The following is a 17,729-nucleotide window of genomic DNA, read 5'->3' as shown; positions in this document are numbered from 1 at the left end:
TCGTTCCTCCCTTTATGTTTTTGAATCGATTTGCCAAATCGATCTCCGGCGATCACTGCAACGAGGACAGGTCAGTCGAGAAACGGCAAGACGACGAGCGTGCCTGGATCGAGGTTGTGGCGGATGCACACATCCTGTGCCAGCGTGAAATACCGTTCCGCCTCGTCCATGTCGTCATGCTCAAGGCTGAGTGTCGCCAAGCCATCATAGCACGGAAAGAGCAGTTGCGGTTCATCAATTTCCTTCGCAACCTCAAGGGCTTCCTCGTAATACTTACGAGCTAGCTTCGGCTGCCCGTGGCATTGATGAATCTGGCCCAGCACGATCAGCGGCACGGAGAGATGGTCGCGCTGATCGAGCGCACGGTCGATTTCGACAGCCTTTTCCGCAGCCGGTACACCCTCGGCGGCGCAGCGATCGGTGAAGGTGCAGCAGGCAACTGCGAGGTTGGCGAGAAGGCGCGCCTGGAAGCCGAGATCGCCGATACGGGTCGCAAGCTCCAGTCCGCGCCGGCAGATCTTGATGGCGTTGGCCGGATCGACAATCGTGTAGAGAACGCCGAGGTTGGAATAGGCGCGGCAGGCAGCACTTTGCAGATCGGCCTTTTCGGCGACCGAGAGGCTGCGCTCCACTTCCTGCACGGCCTCGCGGCGACGTCCGAGCCGCGCAAAGGCCGCACCCTTGGTGTTCAGCGCCTCCGCCATCGCTCGCGCTGTCTCCCGTCCGGCCTCGGTCGTCCCGTCGATCGGCAGCGTTTGCAGGCATTGCAGTGCCTGCGTCGCCCACTCGGCGGCGGCGGCCTGATCCCCCATGCGGAAGGCCAGATGGCCGCGCTCCTGCAGAACATGTGCACGTTCGACCGGCGCATCGATTGTTGCGATTATCGCTTCGGCTTCGGCCAAGTGTGTCTCCGCTTGATCGCGGCGCCCTGCATCGAGATGCAAACGGCCGACCTTGCGCAATATCCGCGCTGCGGCGATAGGGTTGTTATTGCGGTGGATCGCAAGCGCTCGCTGATAATGGTTCAAGGCAACGTCGCGGAGGCCCGCGGGACCGCAGAGATCGGCAAGACGCTCCAGCAGCGCGAGTTGCTCTGGTGTCACCTCCGCCTCGTTTGCGAGGGCCGCAAGGGCCTGACGGTAGAGGCGCATCGCATCGTCATTGGCGTAGGTTTTGCGCGCCAGATCGCCCGCCGCCATCAGATAGGTGGCCCCCTTGGCCTTTTCGGTGGTCAGGCTGAAGTGATGGCCGAGCTGCGCCAGATGCTCGGGCCGGTCGGGTGCTGCGCCATATTGACGTTCCAGAACCTGACCGATCCGTCGATGAAGCTCCATGCGCCGTTGCAGTAGGAGATTGTGATAGATGACGTCGTGCATCAGTGTCTGGCTGAAGCGATATCCCGGCGATCCGCCGGCATCGGGTCCGCGCAATTCCTCGATGATATTGGCATCGCAGAGATGATCCAATGCCGCGTCGATGGCGGCCGGATCTGTGGCGATGGTGCGAAGCAGGGCAGTATCGAACTTGGGGCCGACCACCGCCGCCTCCTGTGCCAACCGTCTGATCTCCTGCGGCAGACGATCGACACGGGCAAGCAACAGGGCTTGCAGGTTCACCGGGATATCGACATCCGTGTCTTCGGCGGCAACTTGCCAGTGCTGACCGTCATTGTGCAACGTGCCCATGTCGATCAGCACCCGAAGGATTTCTTCGATGAAAAGCGGATTGCCGCCGGCGCGGTCGAGGATGCGCTTGCGCATCGTCACCGGCAACTTGGCATAGCTCTCGCCAAAAAACGCAGCAAGCAGCTTCTGCCCGTCGGCCGCAAAGAGTGGGGCAAGACGCTGCACGGTGACGCTGACACGATTGGAGTCCAGTGGGTCGGTCTGCGATGTCGGCCGGTAGATCGCAAGCAGCATCAACCGGCTGCGCTCCAGCCGGTCCATCATGAAGCGAAGCACTTCCAGCGAGGCGGCGTCCGCCCAATGCAGATCCTCGATGACAAGCAGCAGGGGACCTTGCGCCAGCCGCCGCTCGAAGACGGTGCGGACGGCATAGAAGATCTGCCGCCGCAACTGCTCCGGCTCGATGTACCGCAACGCGCCATCGGGATCGCCGAGGCCGAGGACATGCAGAAAGAGCGGCAGAAGTCCCTCGACCTCTTCCTGTGTCAGATCGAGCGCGCGGAACCCCGTTGCCAGCAATTGCCGCGCCCTGTCGAGATCGTCCCGCTCGCCGATGCCGTAGGCGCTGCGCACGACCGCGCCGAGCGTGCCATAGGATTGTTCGCCGAGAGGAGAGCAGGTCGCTTTGCGGATGGCGAGGCCCTGGAAACGGGCGGCATTGCCGGCGATCGCGACGAATTCGTTGACCAGCCGCGACTTGCCGATGCCCGCTTCGCCGATCAGGCGGACAAGCTGTGCTGCGCCACCGCAGGCAAGATCGAGGCACGTCAGCAACCGCGACATTTCCGTATCCCGTCCGATCATCGGTGCCTGAAGGCCGAGACTTTCGAGCCCGCGCGCCGTATGCGGCGCTTCCGACAGCCCTGTCAGCCGATGGACAAGGACGTTTCCGCTTTTGCCGCGCAACGCCTGCGCGCCGAGACTGTCGAAGGCAAAGGCATGGCGGGTGAGGCGATAGGTCAGCGGCCCGACGAGGATATCGTTTTCGCCGGCCATGGATTGCAGGCGTTGGGCGGTGTTCACCGTATCGCCGGTCACCGAATAGGATTTTGCACTGACCGCACCGAAGCCACCGGTGACGACCGGGCCGCTATTGATGCCGATATGCAGACGCAGCGGTACGCCGGCGCGTGCGTGCCAGCGCTCGCCGACCTGCGTCGCCCGACCGATCATATCCAGTGCGGCACCGAGCGCCCGGACCGGATCGTCCTCATGAGCGACCGGCGCGCCAAACAGCGCCAGCAGCGCATCGCCGACGAACTTGTCGACGAAGCCGCCATAGGCTTCGACTGCCTGGGTCATCTCTTCGAACAATTCGTTCTGCAGCACCCGCATGACTTCAGGGTCGATCTGCTCGCTCAGCGTCGTGAAGCCGCAGAGATCGGCAAAGAGCACGGTCACCGGCCGCCGGTCGGCATCGCCCTCCGATTTAGACAGTACCGACTCGATCTTCGGCTTCGATGCGGGTTGCGCTGTGCCTGGTATCGACGCACCACATCGGGGGCAGAAGGCAAAATCGGGCTGACAAGGATGGCCGCAGGCAGCACAGGAGAGTGGTTGCTTCGCGCCGCATCGCGGACAGAAAGCAAAACCGCTCTGAATATCAAACCCGCAGCCGCTGCACTCCATCGGACGCATCTCACGAAACCCCGATGTACGGCTATTTCAGCCGCAACCAGCAGGCCTCAGACAGGGGACAAGCATGAACCTGCTGACCCAGGCCCGCAAGCACTAAACAAGCGGCGGATCTGGCGACAGCTTCGGTAGCTTGAGAACGGCGATCTTGGCGTCATGAGCATTGACGAACGGATGGATTTACCGGTGCTGCTGCTGCAGGATTGCACGGTTGCTTTTTCGGGTGTTCGATTATCCGCCGTCACTGCGAATGGGCGTCGGCGAGCCTTGCAACCCGGCAGTCTAAGAGCACAGGCCGGTCCACATTGATCATCTCCTCAATCCTGGCATCGAGTTCGGTAGGGTTCTCGCAACGAAGGCCGACGGCGCCATAGGCTTCTGCGAGCTTGGCAAAATCGGGCAGTGAGGCCGAATAAGAGCGCGCTCGACTGTTGCCATCCGGCATGGGATCCCATTCTTGCGCCATGCCCGGATGCTCATCGCTCAAGACGAAAATCTTGATCGGCGCTTGATGCTGTATCGCCGTCGACAGCTCTTTCATCGTCGTTTGCACCGAAGCATCGCCGGCAATATCGATGACAAGGCGGCCGGGATTTGCGATCTGCGCCCCCAGCGCGGCAGGAAGACCGAAGCCCATCGTCCCCAATCCCCCTGAGGTAATCCAGCGATTGGGTTTGTCGAAACCGAAGAACTGCGCCACCCACATCTGCTGACCGATCTCCGTGGCGATGATGGGGTCGTGCGGCTTTGTCAGCGCATGCAGGCGCTCCAGGGCATGTTGCGGCATGATTGCATGGTCCAGCCGCTCGTAGGAAAGCGAATGGCGAGCTCGCCAATGATCGATCTCCGTCCACCACGCTCGCAACCGCTTCTGGTCGGGCACGGTGGAAAGCGACCGCCAGGCATGGATCATGCCCGCCAGCACATGCGCGGCGTCGCCCTGAACGCCGATGTCGACGAGAACGCGTTTGTTGATCGACGAGGCATCGATATCGATCTGGATTTTCTTCGAGTGAGGCGAAAACTCATGGACGCGCGAGATCGCAAGATCGTCAAACCGCGCGCCGATGGCGACCATCAGGTCGCACTCGCCAATTGCCATATTGGCTTCATGCGAGCCGTCCTGTCCGGCGACCCGCAGCCAGTTCGGCCCGGTGGCGGGGTAGGCTCCAAGCCCGATGATGGTGGACGTTACGGGAAAGCCGGTTAGGTCGACGAACTCGCGCAACAATCTCGATGCCTCCGGTCCTGAATTGATGATGCCGCCGCCGGTATAGATGATGGGGCGCCGGGCTTCGGCCATCAATGCGACCGCCGCTCGGATCGCGTTTTGATCGCCTTGCATTGCCGGCTGGTAGCTCGGCAGCGGAGCTACCTTGTCAGGTGAGACGTAGGTCCCGCTGGCGAAGAGCACGTCCTTCGGCATGTCGACGAGAACAGGACCGGGCCGACCGGCCGCCGCGATCCGGAAAGCCAGATGGATCGTTTTGGCGAGATCGTCGATGTGTTGGACGAGGAAATTGTGCTTTGTGCAGGGGCGGGTGATGCCGACCGTATCGCATTCCTGAAAAGCGTCCGTGCCGATCAGACTTGTCGGCACCTGGCCGGCGAGGCAGACGAGCGGAACGGAGTCCATAAGGGCATCCTGCAGCGCCGTAACCGCATTTGTAACGCCTGGCCCCGATGTCACCAGCATGACGCCAACTCTTCCGGTCGAGCGGGCATAGCCTTCGGCTGCGTGTCCGGCGCCTTGCTCATGGCGCACCAGGAAATGTTTGATGTCCTCCTGTTGGAAGATTTCGTCATAGATCGGCAGCACCGCGGCGCCGGGATAACCGAAAATGTGTTCGACACCGTTTTCGCGCAGCGCTTGCAGAACGATCTCGCCGCCGTTCATGCGACGATCAGAAGGGTTGTTTAGAGAAGAGTTGGCTTTCTCGCCGGTCATATCTGGGTTCCGTCGTGAGTGAGGTGATGGGTGCGACGGGGCATAAAAAAAGGCCCCGTCAGGGACCTGTTTTCGGCGCATGGGTGGCTATTGCCGGACGATCAGATCGTCCTGCCCATGCGCGATATCACCACTACGAGAACCACTGCGATTTTCATGGGCAGTAGAACTAGCTCCAAATCTACACGTCGTCAACGTCGTCTCTGCGCAGATTGTATCTGTGGTTGAGAATATTTGAGATCAGTGGTTCGATCAGTGACGACCCAAGGGCAGGGGCGATCCGTTCGCCAGCCTATCGACCAAAGGCAAGCTCTGCTCGTTCTATCGCTCGGGAAGCGATTTCGACCACTTCCTCCAATGTGCGCCGGTCAGGCGTTCCGAGCCAGCCGGCAACGAATTGAAGATCAGGCAGTTTGGGGGAGATATCGAGGGCCACCAGTCTTCCGGCCGCGAGTTCGAGCGCGACAATGGCGGGCGGAATAACAGCAATGCCCAAACTGTCCAATGCCATGCGGATCAGCGTGGCGAGCGACGAACTCGCGTAGATTCTGGGCGTCGGCAGGGCGGGATCTGAAAACAGTTCGGTTACCTGCACATAGGGCTGGGTGTTGCGCGCGAAGGTGAGGATGGGCCAACGCGCGATTTCCTCCAGCGAACCGTCCTTGAGATCGGCCTTGACCTTCGGGCTGGCGACAAAACTCACCGGAAACCGGCACAGTTGGCGTTGAATGACGGCAGGAGCGCTCAATGGTCCGACCAGAAACGCCAGATCGATTTTCTGCTGGAGCAACCGCTCGCGCAGATTGGTCGAAATATCGACCTCGATCTCCAGCGCAAGCTTGGGGTAGGTGTTGCTCACCTGTTCGAGGAAGCTCGGAAGCCACGTGTGGACGATCGTCTCTGCCACACCCAGCTTGAATGTACCGCCGAGATGGGTTCGGTCGGCGACCGCGTGGAGCATTTCGGCCCGGAGCCGAAGCAGCCGGTCGGCATAGGTCAGCACCTGTCGTCCGGCGGGCGTGACCGACAATGTCCGGCTAGACCGATCGAATAGCTGGGTCCCGAGTTCCTCCTCCAACTGCGCCACCCGAACGGAAATGGCCGGTTGGGTCGTGTTCAGCTTTTCGGCAGCGGCTCGGAAGCTCTCAAGCTGCGCAATCCACAACACCGTTTCCAGCGCCTTGAAATCCACCATGCATCGTTCCTCTGATAAATAGAATTTATCGATATTCATGAAAAATGACAATTTGAAATTATCGCGTTTTTGCCGATGCTTGTATCCGAAGAAAACGAGGTGTCTCCATGAACATAGTATCGAACCGTCAGGAGCAGACTTTCTCCAATCCACTCGCCATGCGGGCCGCCTCCAGGAATGGCAGCTGGACGAAGGAAACAAGTGGCACCGCCCCCGGCTACGTCCAAGCCAATCTCGCCATCCTGCCGAGCGCGCTGGCGGATGATTTCCTGCGCTTTTGCGTGCGCAATCCCAAGGCATGTCCGCTTGTCGGCATATCCGAAAAAGGCTCGCCGCGCATTCCGGACCTGGGCGTCGATCTCGACATCCGGACGGATGTGCCGAGATACCGCGTCTGGCAAGATGGCGAACTGGCCGCCGAGCCAACTGACATTAGCGATCTCTGGAGCGACGACCTCGTGGTCTTCGCCATCGGCTGTTCGTTCTCGTTCGAAGAAGCGCTGATCGCAAATGGCATAGGGCTTCGCCACGTCGCCGAAGGGCACAATGTCGCCATGTACCGGACGAATATCGAATGTGTCCCGGCGGGACCGCTTTCCGGCCCGATGGTCGTCTCCATGCGGCCGCTCGCCCCAGCCGACGCCATCCGGGCGGTCCAGATCACCTCGAGAATGCCGGCAGTGCATGGCGCACCCGTTCACATCGGCTTACCCGCGTCCATCGGAATTATGAACCTCGAGCGACCAGACTACGGCGATCCGACCCGCATCATGCCCGACGAAATGCCGGTCTTCTGGGCATGTGGGGTGACGCCGCAAGCCGTCATTGAGGCCGCCCGCCCGAAATTCGCAATCACGCATGCGCCCGGCTGCATGCTGGTCACGGACAAGCCGAACGCGGCCCTCATCACTTTCTAAGGCGTGATGCCGAAAAACATGAGCGGTTTTCGGATAACACCATGCTCCAACTATCTAATTTAGAACAGGATTGGACAATCACGCCCCGCCAATAAGAACTGGGAAAATCGCGGGGCCATGGCAAACTCAACAACGAAAAGGGGAATGACATGACAGACAACTACGCCGTCTCAACGCGTGCCGAGCCGCGAAGCTGGTATGGTGAACTGACGCAGCCGGGGAAACGCACATTCTGGGCGTGCTTTTCCGGATACGCGCTGGATGCGTTCGATGTCCAGATCTACAGCCTCGCAATACCGGCGATCATTGCCACGCTTGCAATTTCCAACACCGATGTCGGGATCATCGCCACGGTGACGCTTCTTGCCTCCGCACTCGGCGGCTGGTTTGCCGGCATTCTCGCCGACCGCTTCGGGCGGGTGCGCACCTTGCAGATCACGGTGATCTGGTTCGCCGTATTCACCTTCCTCAGCGGCTTTGCCCAAAATTTCGAACAGCTTCTCGTATGCCGTGCGCTGATGGGGCTTGGTTTTGGTGGCGAATGGTCGGCCGGCGCGGTGCTGATGGCCGAGGTGATCGCAGCCAAGCACCGTGGGAAAGCGGTCGGCATGGTGCAAAGTGCCTGGTCTGTCGGCTGGGGTGCGGCCGTTTTGCTGTCCACCATCCTGTTCAGCCTGATGCCGCAGGAAGAGGCCTGGCGCGGGCTCTTCTGGGCTGGGCTGGCACCGGCCATTCTCGCCATCATCGTGCGGCGGTTCATTCAGGAGCCGGAGGTCTACACCGCCTCGCAGAAGAAGCTGCAAGCCTCCGGCGAGGTCGTGCGCATCACCGAAATCTTCGCCCCCGCGATGCTCGGCCGGACCATGCTGCTGTCGTTGATGACCACCGGTGCGCAAGGCGGCTATTATGCAATCGCCACCTGGCTGCCGAGCTTCCTCAAGACGGAAAGGCACTTGAGCATCATCGGTAGCGGCGGCTACCTCGCCGTCATCATCATCGGCTCGTTCTTCGGCTATGTCACCGGCGCCTATTTGTCCGACATCATCGGCCGCCGCAAGAAGTTCGTGCTGTTTGCGATCGGTGCGATGGTCACTGTCATGATCTATACCTACCTGCCGATCAACAACACGCTGATGCTGTTTCTCGGCTTCCCCCTGGGCTTCTTCGCTTCCGGCATCTTCGCGGGAATGGGCGCCTTTCTGACCGAGAATTTCCCGACCCGCACGCGTGCGGCAGGGCAGGGCTTCACCTATAATTTCGGCCGCGGCGTCGCCGCCCTCAACCCGACGCTGGTGGGCATCGCGACGGCTACCATGCCGCTCGGCAAGGCAATCGCCATATTCGCCGTCGTCGCCTACCTGCTGGTCATCATCGCCGCTTTCATCCTGCCCGAGACCAAAGGCAAGGAACTGGCAGCCGACTGACGCCTTGCCGGATTGCGGCAGGCGCTGCAATCCGCCTCTTTCCCAAATCGATGAAACAAGGACCGTGCTTTCCGCGCGGATGGTCAAGTCATGAGTGAATCACACTGGGATTTCTGGATCGATCGCGGCGGCACGTTCACCGATGTCATCGGACGCGACGCCGAAGGCCGCCTGCATGCCCGCAAAATGCTGTCCGAAAATCCCAGCGCCTACCGGGATGCGGCCGTCGCCGGCATAAGGGCGTTGATGGGCCTTGATGCGAGTGAACCGATACCGGCCGGCGCCATCGGCGAGGTGCGCATGGGAACCACGGTTGCGACCAATGCCCTCCTGGAGCGCAAGGGCGAGCCAACTGCCCTCATCACAACGCGCGGCTTCCGCGATGCGTTGGAGATCGGCTACCAGGCGCGGCCCGATATTTTCGCCAAGCACGTCGTCAAACCGGAACTGCTCTACGGTTTCGTCGCCGAGATCGACGAGCGCGTTCTGGCCGATGGCGAAGTCGAGAAGGAATTGAACGAAGAGGAAGCCCGCAAAGCCGTCGAAGAGATCGCCGCACGTGGCTTCAAATCCATTGCCATCGTGCTGATGCATGCTTACCGCTATCCAAGCCATGAGCAGGCGATCGCTGCCATCGCCCGCCAGATGGGCTTTCCGCAGGTTTCCGTCAGCCACGAAGTTTCGCCGCTGGTGAAATTCGTCGGTCGCGGCGACACGACGGTCGTCGATGCCTATCTTTCGCCGATCCTGCGCCGCTATGTGGCGCAGGTGACGGAAGAACTCGATCTCGAGCGGACCGGAGCTCGGTTGACCTTCATGACCTCGTCGGGCGGATTGACCGCCGCCAGCCTGTTCCAGGGCAAGGACGCCATTTTATCCGGACCTGCGGGCGGTGTGGTCGCCCTTGCGCAGACCGGCGCGGAAGCCGGTTTTGCAAAAGTGATCGGCTTCGACATGGGCGGCACCTCCACGGATGTTGCCCATTTCGACGGAGAATATGAACGGACATTCGAAACCCAGGTCGCCGGCGTGCGCATGCGCGCACCGATGATGCAGATCCACACGGTCGCAGCCGGCGGCGGATCGCTCCTGCGCTATGACGGCGCACGTTTCCGCGTCGGCCCGGAATCTGCCGGCGCCCATCCAGGCCCCAAGGGTTACCGCAGGGATGGGCCACTTGCCGTCACCGATGCCAATATCATGGTCGGCAAGCTGATACCCGTCATGTTTCCGGCGATCTTCGGTGAAAGCCAGGATCAGCCTCTCGACTACGCTGTGGTCAAGACCGCCTTCGACGCACTCGCCGAGGAGATCGGCGATGGGCGCAGCGGCGAGGAGGTGGCCGACGGCTTCCTGAAGATTGCCGTCGCCAATATGGCGGAAGCCGTGAAGAAGATCTCGATCGCACGGGGATACGATGTCAGCACCTATGCCTTGAACGCCTTCGGCGGGGCGAGTGGCCAGCATGCGTGCCTGGTGGCGGATGCACTCGGGATGACGAAAGTCCTCGTCCATCCATTCTCAGGCCTGCTGTCCGCTTATGGCATGGGGCTTGCTGACATCCACGCCATGCGCCAGGCCTCGCTCGATCTGCCTCTTCATGCCGAGAGCATCCCGGCAATCGTCACGGCAGCGCAGCCATTGTCAGAAGCGGCGTTCCGCGAGGTCCGTGAACAGGGCATCGATGCCTCCGAGACCACTGTTCATCTGCGGCTGCATATCCGTTATGCCGGTGCCGACACCGCATTGGAAACCACCGCTGCCCGGATCACCGCGACAGAAGCCGGCATTGCGCCAAGCCATTTTGACGTCGATGCGCTGAAACAGAGCTTCGAAGTCGCGCACAAGTCCCGCTTCGGTTTTGTCGATCATGACAAACCGATGATCGTCGAGACGCTCGCCATCGAGGCGGTCGGGGGAGGCCGGAGCGTGGAACCGGAGGCAAACGCAGTCACCAACAATGTCCGTCTCGATCCCGCCACCCGCACGCGCTTCTTTTCCGAGGGGCGGTGGCACGCGGCGCCGGTCTATCGCCGCGAGCAACTTTCCTCCGGAAATGTCGTCGAAGGTCCGGCCCTGCTGATCGAGCCTAACCAGACCATCGTGATCGAAGACGGCTGGACAGGCACGCTGACAGCCAAGGATCATATTGTCCTCGAACGCAAAATCGCCAGATCGCGGTCACTGGCGCTCGGCACGGCGGCTGATCCGGTCATGCTCGAAATATTCAACAACCTCTTCATGTCGATCGCCGAGCAGATGGGCTTCACGCTGCAAAACACGGCATCGTCCGTCAACATCAAGGAGCGGCTCGACTTCTCCTGCGCGATCTTCGATCGTCATGGCGCGCTCGTCGCCAATGCCCCGCATGTCCCGGTGCACCTGGGGTCGATGGATCGCTCGGTGGAGGCGATCATCACCGGCAATCCGATCATCCATGCCGGCGATGTCTTCGCCATCAACGCACCCTATAACGGTGGCACACATTTGCCTGACATCACGGTCTGCACCCCGATTTTCGACGCCGAGGACAATGAAATCTTGTTTTGGGTGGCATCCCGCGGCCATCATGCCGACATTGGCGGCATCGCGCCGGGATCGATGACGCCGAACGCCCGCACCATCGATGAAGAGGGCGTCTATATCGACAACTTCAAGCTCCTGGACCGGGGCCGTTTTCGGGAGGCTGAACTTGCCGAACTGCTGACGGGAGCACTCCACCCGGTGCGCAATCTCGGCCAGAACATCGGGGATATCAAGGCGCAGATCGCCGCCAACCGTAAGGGCGCCGACGAACTCGGAAAGATGGTCGATCGGTTCGGCCTCGACGTCGTCGAAGCCTATATGGCGCATGTGCAGGACAATGCGGCAGAAAGTGTCCGCCGCTTGATCGCTCGCCTTGACGATGCCGAATTCACCTATCCGATGGACCAGGGATGCGAGATTAAGGTCCGCATCAGCATCGACCGCACGAAACGCGAAGCGACGGTCGACTTTACCGGCACATCGCAACAGCAGCCGGACAATTTCAATGCCCCGGAACCGATCACCCGCGCGGCGGTCCTCTATGTCTTCCGTGTCCTCGTGGAAGACCATATCCCGATGAATGCAGGCTGCCTGCGGCCGATCAGAATCATCGTCCCGGAAGGGTCAATGCTTGCACCTCGCCGCCCGGCGGCAGTCGTCGCCGGAAACGTCGAGGTGAGCCAGGCCGTCACCAATTGTCTCTTTGGGGCGCTCGGTAAGCTGTCGTCGTCACAAGGGACGATGAACAATCTGACCTTCGGAAATGAGACGCACCAATATTACGAAACGCTATGCTCGGGCGCTCCGGCAGGCGAGGGGTTTTCAGGCGTTGCCGGCGTTCAGTCCCATATGACGAATTCGCGCCTGACGGATCCGGAAATCCTCGAACTGCGCTTTCCCGTCGTGCTCGAGGATTTCCACATACGCGAAGGTTCAGGGGGCAAAGGACACTGGAACGGCGGCGACGGCACCAGCCGCACGATCCGTTTCCGGCGCTCGATGGATTGCGCGATCCTCTCCGGGCACCGCACCGTCAGGCCGTTCGGCCTCGCCGGCGGCGAAGCGGGCGAAACCGGCAGAAACCTCGTGCGCCGGCTCGACCAGAAAATCGAGCTGCTGCCAGGCTGTGCGCAGACGCGGCTTGATGAAGGCGAGGCGATCACCATCGTCACCCCGACCGGCGGCGGCTATGGGGCTCCACTCAGCGGATGAGTGGCCCGGCGCGAACCCAGTTTCTACGACGAGGTATGGGCGCCATCGAGGATCTGTCGTGCCTCGGCCCGCGGCGCCGCGACGGAATGCCGCTTAACGAGCGAGCATTCGAGCTTCGCAATGGGATAGCGCTTCCCGGGCACACTTTCCGGGTTGAGATGTTCGATCGCCCATTGTCCCATGGCAAGATGTGGAAGCACCGAAGTCGTCAGCGGGGGGACGAGATGTCGTGAAATTTCTTCGTCGTCATAACCCACCACCGACATGTCCTGGGGAATGCGAAGCCCTGCATCCTTGAGCGCCTCGTAGCACCCGATGGCGGTGCGGTCGTTCTGGCAGAAGATCGCGGTGGGCGGCTCTTTCAGAGCAAGCAGTTTCATCGTGGAGGCATAGCCGGCACCGGCCGACCAGTCGCCTTCAATGACCAATTCCGGATCGAAGGGTATATCGGCGGTCGCAAGCGCGCGGCGATATCCTGTCAGCCGGTCCTGCGCAGCCTGCATCCAGATTTCGCCGGTGATCGTCGCGATACGATGGTGTCCGTGCGTGATCAGATGCCGGGTGGAGCTCTGCCCTCCCGCGATCTCGCTCGGCACCACGGCGGGAAAGGCATGGTCCGCCGTATAACAGTTCAGCAGGACCGTCGGGATGTTGAGCTTGCTGACATAGGATGGAAGCTCCACCTGGCGGGTATAGATCGTCATATATATGAGCGCCGATATGCCTCCGTTCGTCAACGCCTCGATTGCCCTCGGCTCCATGACGGGGTCACTGAGCGTCTGGGTTACCAGAAGGACATTGCCGGCGTTCCAGGAGGCTTGCCGCGCGCCTTCGATCGCAACGATCGCTTCCGGGCTGGTGGCGAGTTGATCCACGGCGAAACCGATGACGTTGTCCAGTCCCGAATAGGAGGCCTTCGTCGTATAGGTCTTCTCCATGTAACCGAGCGCGCGCGCCGCCTCTAACACGCGATCGCGCGTCTGCTGTGAGATGCGGGTACCGGGCGTGTCGTTGAGGACGAAGGAGACGGCCGCTTGCGAGCAGCCAGCCGCCGCCGCGATGTCCATCATCGTCACGCGCACAGGCTTATTTTGGGTCTTGGGTTTTCGCATTCGTGGAAACTGTCTCTGCTTGGGATAACCGGTCAGAGTGATCGATCGTCGTTTTTGCTAATTAATATTAGCATCTATCTGAAAGCGCCGGCAATTGCATGAATTATTGCAACACTATCAGTTATTGGCCAATGCCGGTACAAAATTGCCATCATAACCACTGCGCGATGAAATGTTTTGATCTGCATTGATAATACTATTTACTAATTAAAATTCTTGTATACCGTCAGGGGGCGATCGGAACCTATGCACTCGTCGCTTTGCGACGGCCCTGGGAGGGGGCGCATCCGGCCGGCCGTAAATCGGAAACGGGCCCGTGCAACTGCGGCCCCTCGGGAGGTGTATTATGAAACAGCTGAAACGCAATGCAGCCTTGTTTTTCGCCGGGTTGATGCTGAGCGCGGCGCCGATTGCCGTATCGCATGCTGCCGACAAGCCGACACTTGCATTTGTCGTCAATGGCGCATCCGACTTCTGGAAAGCCGCAGAGGCGGGCGTGAAGAAGGCGCAGAGCGAGATGCCAGACTACCAGATGGAGCTGAAGTACCCTGAGCAGGCATCGGTTGCCGTTCAGCAACGGCTTATGGAAGACTTGGTCAGTGCCGGCGTCAAGGGGGTCATGGTCTCCGCGGTCGATCCCAAGACCCAGACGGACGGCTTGAACAAGATCGGCTCGCAGACTGCTCTCTTCACGACCGATAGTGATGCGCCGCAGACCAACCGCGTCGCCTATATCGGCTCATCGAATATCGACGCCGGCATGCAGGCCGCCGAAATCGCCAAGAAGGCGATGCCTGACGGCGGCAAATGCATCGGCTTCGTCGGTCTGCTGGGCGCCGACAATGCCAAAGAACGCATCCAGGGCATGAAGGACGGCCTGAAGGGCACGAAGATCGAGCTGACAGATGTACGCGGCGACGATATCGACCAGACGCGCGCAAAGAAGAACGTCGAGGACGCGCTGGTGGCCAGCCCCGACGTCACCTGCATGGTCGGCTTCTACTCCTACAATACGCCGCGCATCTATGAAGCGCTGCGCGACGCCGGCAAACTCGGCCAGATCACCGTCGTCGGCTTTGATGACGATCCGATCACGCTCGGCGGCGTCAAGGAAGGCACGATCGCAGCGACCGTCGTGCAGCAGCCGTTCGAGTGGGCCTATCAGGGCATGAAGCTGATGGCGTCCTATCTCAAGGGCGACAAATCAGGCGTTCCCAGCAACGGCTTGATCATCATCCCGACGGTGATCATCGGCAAGGATGACGTTGACAAGTATGCCGCCAGCCTGAAGGCTATGTCTGGAAAATAACCCTCCTTCGCGGCGGAGGCACTTGCCGCCGCCGCGAAAGATGTCTCATGCCGACAGCATTAGCAGCCATGGACAGGCGATGAACCACAGCTCCGACATCCCGTCACCGGACGCGCTTGCAACGCCATTCCTGTCGCTTTCCGGCGTTGGCAAGACCTATCCGGGCGTCGTTGCGCTTGAGGGCCTGTCGATCGACATCATGCCGGGAGAGGTCATTGGCCTCGTCGGCGAGAACGGGGCTGGAAAATCGACGCTGATGAAGATTCTTGGCGGCGTGATCGCACCCGACCGAGGCACGATCCTGCTCGACGGCGCAGAGCTTCGTTTCCTCACTGTGGAATCGAGCATCGCATCCGGCATCGCCTTCGTACACCAGGAACTCAATCTCTTTGAGAATCTCGACGTTGCTGCCAATATCTTTCTGGGCCGCGAACCGCTGAAGGCGGGACCTTTCAAGCTCGTCGATCGCGATCGACTGCGAGACATGGTGAAGCCGCTCTTGAAGCGGGTAGGGGCTCATTTTTCCGCCGACACACCCGTGGCATCGCTTTCCCTTGCCGAGCAGCAGATGGTGGAAATCGCCAAGGCGCTGTCCATCAACGCCAGGCTCGTCATCTTCGACGAACCCACGTCCAGCCTGCCGCTGGCCGAAACCGAGCGGCTCCTGAGCATTATCAAATCGCTGAAAGCCGATGGCATCAGCGTAATTTTCATCTCGCATCGCCTTCACGAGGTTGAGCGCGTGGCAGACCGGGTCATAGTTCTGCGCGACGGCACGCTTGTGGGCACGCTCGCCAAGAAAGACATCGGCCACGACCAGATGGTCAAGCTGATGATCGGACGCGTGCTTGCGGCCCGGACCGCAAAACCGCAGCGCTCGCCCGGCTCGGTTGCACTGAAGGCAAGCGGCGTGCGCACCGAGGCCTATCCCGGCCGTCCCGTTGATCTGGAAATCCGGTATGGAGAAATCATGGGGCTTGCAGGGCTCGTCGGGTCGGGCCGCACCGAGCTTGCAAGGGTGCTCTTCGGCATTGACCGGAGCTACGGCGGAGCCATTCTGCAGGACGGGCGGCAAATTGCGATCAGGTCTGCCCGGGACGCCGTCGCTCGTGGCATTTTCCTGGTACCGGAGGATCGCAAGCGCAACGGCATTCTTCTTGATTTCCCGATCGCCCAGAACGTAACCCTTGCCGATCTCCCCAAGCTCTCCAGCCGCTTCATGCTTTCTGCTGAGCGGGAGAGGGCGGCGGCCGAAAAGCAGCGCGTTCGCCTCGGTATCAAGGCGCCCTCCGTTTCGACGCGAACCGGCACTCTATCCGGCGGCAACCAGCAGAAGGTGGTGCTTGCCAAATGGTTGTCGATGAGCCCGAGGGTGATGATCTTCGACGAGCCGACGCGCGGCATCGATATCGGCGCGAAGAACGAGATCTATGGCCTGATGCGAGCGCTTGCCGATGCCGGAGTCGCGGTCCTGATGATCTCCAGCGACATGGAAGAGGTGATCGGCGTTTCCGACCGCATCGCCGTCATGCACGAGGGCCAGATCGCCGGCATATTGGAAGAGGACGAAATCAGTCAGGAAAGCGTCCTTTTGCTTGCCGTCGGCAAAAGGGTAAAATAGGGGCTGCGGCCAATAGAAATAAGTATCGGGGGATGGATCTCGAATGATCAAAAAAGATCTCGGACTGCTGCTTTTGATCGTCGTCGTGGGCATCGTCGTCGCCATCATCAACCCGCGCTTCCTGCTGCCGATCAACCTGGCCAACACTGCCAACCTGATCGGCCTGTTCGGCATCCTGTCGATCGGCCAGGCCTTTGTCATCATCACAGGCGGTATCGAACTTTCCGTCGGTTCGCTCGTAGCGCTTCTCGGCGTGCTGTTCGTCGATTTCATCGCGGTCCAGGATATGTCATGGATGCTGGCGCTGCCGCTCATTCTCGTCCTCGGCGCGGTCATAGGTGCCGTCCACGGCTGGCTGATCACCCGGCTCAACCTGCAACCCTTCGTCGTCACCCTCTGCGGCCTCCTGATCTATCGTGGGGCAGCGCGCTTCTATACGGCCGACGGGACGGCGGGCTTTGCTTTCGGCCAGAATTTCCCAGACCTCGAATTCCTGACCGCCGGACGGTTTTACGGCGTTCCCAACACCTTCATCGCACTCGTCATCATTGCCGTGGTCATGTGGATTATGCTGCATCGCTCTGTCTTCGGGCGTTATCTTTACGCGATCGGGAAGAACGAGGAGGCCGCCCGCTATTCCGGTATCCGTACCGGCCGCATGGTCATGTCGGCCTATGTCATCTGCGGGCTGCTGACGGCGCTATCGGCAATTTATTTCGCCATGTACACGCGCTCGATCTCGCCGGCGAGCCATGGCCAGTTCTACGAACTCTACGCGATTGCCGCTGCCGTACTCGGCGGCTTTTCGCTTCGCGGCGGCGAGGGGTCGATCGTCGGCGTCGTGCTGGGAACGGTCCTGCTCCAGGAGTTGCAGAATCTCGTGAATCTACTGGGTATACCCTCGTCTTTGAATTTCGCGGTCATGGGTGGCGTGATCCTCATCGGCGTCCTGATCGACCAACAATGGCACGCGATCCGCGCAAAGCGCCGCCTCGTCTTTGCCGCCCGGCAGACCGAAACCCGTCTTTCGAACGAAGGCAGTTTGCCAGTGGTTGCCAATCAGGACTAGGTCAGTGCATGGGGCCATGCGTGTCATGACCTTGGCCCGTTGAGACAATCCGTTTTGCAAGATCAGATCGGGCGGG

General features: G+C 60.6%; 10 protein-coding genes. 6 read left to right on the top strand and 4 right to left on the bottom strand.

What is annotated here, in order from left to right:
- Positions 1-71 precede the first annotated feature (71 nt).
- From AC1ECN_RS18670 to AC1ECN_RS18660, 3 genes are all read right to left on the bottom strand, one after another.
- On the bottom strand, positions 72-3,314 hold the full coding sequence (locus AC1ECN_RS18670; protein WP_130661611.1) for an adenylate/guanylate cyclase domain-containing protein: 3,243 nt from the start codon (positions 3,312-3,314) through the stop codon (positions 72-74).
- A gap of 247 nt (positions 3,315-3,561) precedes the next feature.
- Complete coding sequence (ilvB, locus tag AC1ECN_RS18665; protein ID WP_130672601.1) at positions 3,562-5,268, bottom strand: biosynthetic-type acetolactate synthase large subunit; 1,707 nt, start codon at positions 5,266-5,268, stop codon at positions 3,562-3,564.
- 292 nt (positions 5,269-5,560) lie between these two features.
- A complete protein-coding gene (locus AC1ECN_RS18660) occupies positions 5,561-6,463 on the bottom strand; it encodes a LysR family transcriptional regulator (RefSeq protein WP_024322017.1) in 903 nt (300 codons plus the stop codon).
- A gap of 107 nt (positions 6,464-6,570) precedes the next feature.
- On the opposite strand from AC1ECN_RS18660, the gene AC1ECN_RS18655 reads away from it, so the two are divergent.
- The 3 genes from AC1ECN_RS18655 to AC1ECN_RS18645 all read left to right on the top strand — a co-directional run bounded on the left by AC1ECN_RS18655 (position 6,571) and on the right by AC1ECN_RS18645 (position 12,542).
- Positions 6,571-7,380 carry a putative hydro-lyase gene (locus AC1ECN_RS18655; RefSeq protein WP_130672602.1) on the top strand — a complete coding sequence of 270 codons (810 nt, stop codon included), beginning with the start codon at positions 6,571-6,573 and terminating at the stop codon, positions 7,378-7,380.
- Between the two features lie 149 nt (positions 7,381-7,529).
- Positions 7,530-8,804: an MFS transporter gene (locus tag AC1ECN_RS18650; protein ID WP_130672603.1), complete on the top strand. Its 1,275-nt coding sequence runs from the start codon at positions 7,530-7,532 to the stop codon at positions 8,802-8,804.
- Between the two features lie 90 nt (positions 8,805-8,894).
- Positions 8,895-12,542, top strand: coding sequence for a hydantoinase B/oxoprolinase family protein (locus tag AC1ECN_RS18645; RefSeq protein WP_130672604.1), 3,648 nt, complete (start codon positions 8,895-8,897; stop codon positions 12,540-12,542).
- A gap of 23 nt (positions 12,543-12,565) precedes the next feature.
- On the opposite strand, the gene AC1ECN_RS18640 is transcribed toward AC1ECN_RS18645, so the two are convergent.
- Positions 12,566-13,654: a LacI family DNA-binding transcriptional regulator gene (locus AC1ECN_RS18640; protein WP_024322020.1), complete on the bottom strand. Its 1,089-nt coding sequence runs from the start codon at positions 13,652-13,654 to the stop codon at positions 12,566-12,568.
- 346 nt (positions 13,655-14,000) lie between these two features.
- On the opposite strand from AC1ECN_RS18640, the gene AC1ECN_RS18635 reads away from it, so the two are divergent.
- From AC1ECN_RS18635 to AC1ECN_RS18625, 3 genes are all read left to right on the top strand, one after another.
- Positions 14,001-14,963: a sugar-binding protein gene (locus AC1ECN_RS18635; RefSeq protein WP_018069522.1), complete on the top strand. Its 963-nt coding sequence runs from the start codon at positions 14,001-14,003 to the stop codon at positions 14,961-14,963.
- Positions 14,964-15,042: 79 nt separating this feature from the next.
- Positions 15,043-16,584, top strand: a complete 1,542-nt coding sequence (locus AC1ECN_RS18630) for a sugar ABC transporter ATP-binding protein (RefSeq protein ID WP_024322021.1) — start codon at positions 15,043-15,045, stop codon at positions 16,582-16,584.
- Between the two features lie 43 nt (positions 16,585-16,627).
- Positions 16,628-17,653: an ABC transporter permease gene (locus AC1ECN_RS18625; RefSeq protein WP_018069520.1), complete on the top strand. Its 1,026-nt coding sequence runs from the start codon at positions 16,628-16,630 to the stop codon at positions 17,651-17,653.
- Positions 17,654-17,729: the final 76 nt, after the last annotated feature.

The sequence above is a fragment of the Rhizobium sp. 01N447_2 genome, assembly GCF_056399245.1.
This window is presented reverse-complemented; position numbering and strand designations above follow the sequence as displayed.

Coding starts and splice junctions, on each gene's coding strand:
- AC1ECN_RS18625 (WP_018069520.1), top strand. CDS start 16,628: ATGATCAAAAAAGATCTCGGACTGCTGCTTTTGATCGTCGTCGTGGGC.
- AC1ECN_RS18670 (WP_130661611.1), bottom strand. CDS start 3,314: ATGGAGTGCAGCGGCTGCGGGTTTGATATTCAGAGCGGTTTTGCTTTC.
- AC1ECN_RS18640 (WP_024322020.1), bottom strand. CDS start 13,654: ATGCGAAAACCCAAGACCCAAAATAAGCCTGTGCGCGTGACGATGATG.
- AC1ECN_RS18635 (WP_018069522.1), top strand. CDS start 14,001: ATGAAACAGCTGAAACGCAATGCAGCCTTGTTTTTCGCCGGGTTGATG.
- AC1ECN_RS18645 (WP_130672604.1), top strand. CDS start 8,895: ATGAGTGAATCACACTGGGATTTCTGGATCGATCGCGGCGGCACGTTC.
- AC1ECN_RS18655 (WP_130672602.1), top strand. CDS start 6,571: ATGAACATAGTATCGAACCGTCAGGAGCAGACTTTCTCCAATCCACTC.
- ilvB (WP_130672601.1), bottom strand. CDS start 5,268: ATGACCGGCGAGAAAGCCAACTCTTCTCTAAACAACCCTTCTGATCGT.
- AC1ECN_RS18650 (WP_130672603.1), top strand. CDS start 7,530: ATGACAGACAACTACGCCGTCTCAACGCGTGCCGAGCCGCGAAGCTGG.
- AC1ECN_RS18660 (WP_024322017.1), bottom strand. CDS start 6,463: ATGGTGGATTTCAAGGCGCTGGAAACGGTGTTGTGGATTGCGCAGCTT.
- AC1ECN_RS18630 (WP_024322021.1), top strand. CDS start 15,043: ATGAACCACAGCTCCGACATCCCGTCACCGGACGCGCTTGCAACGCCA.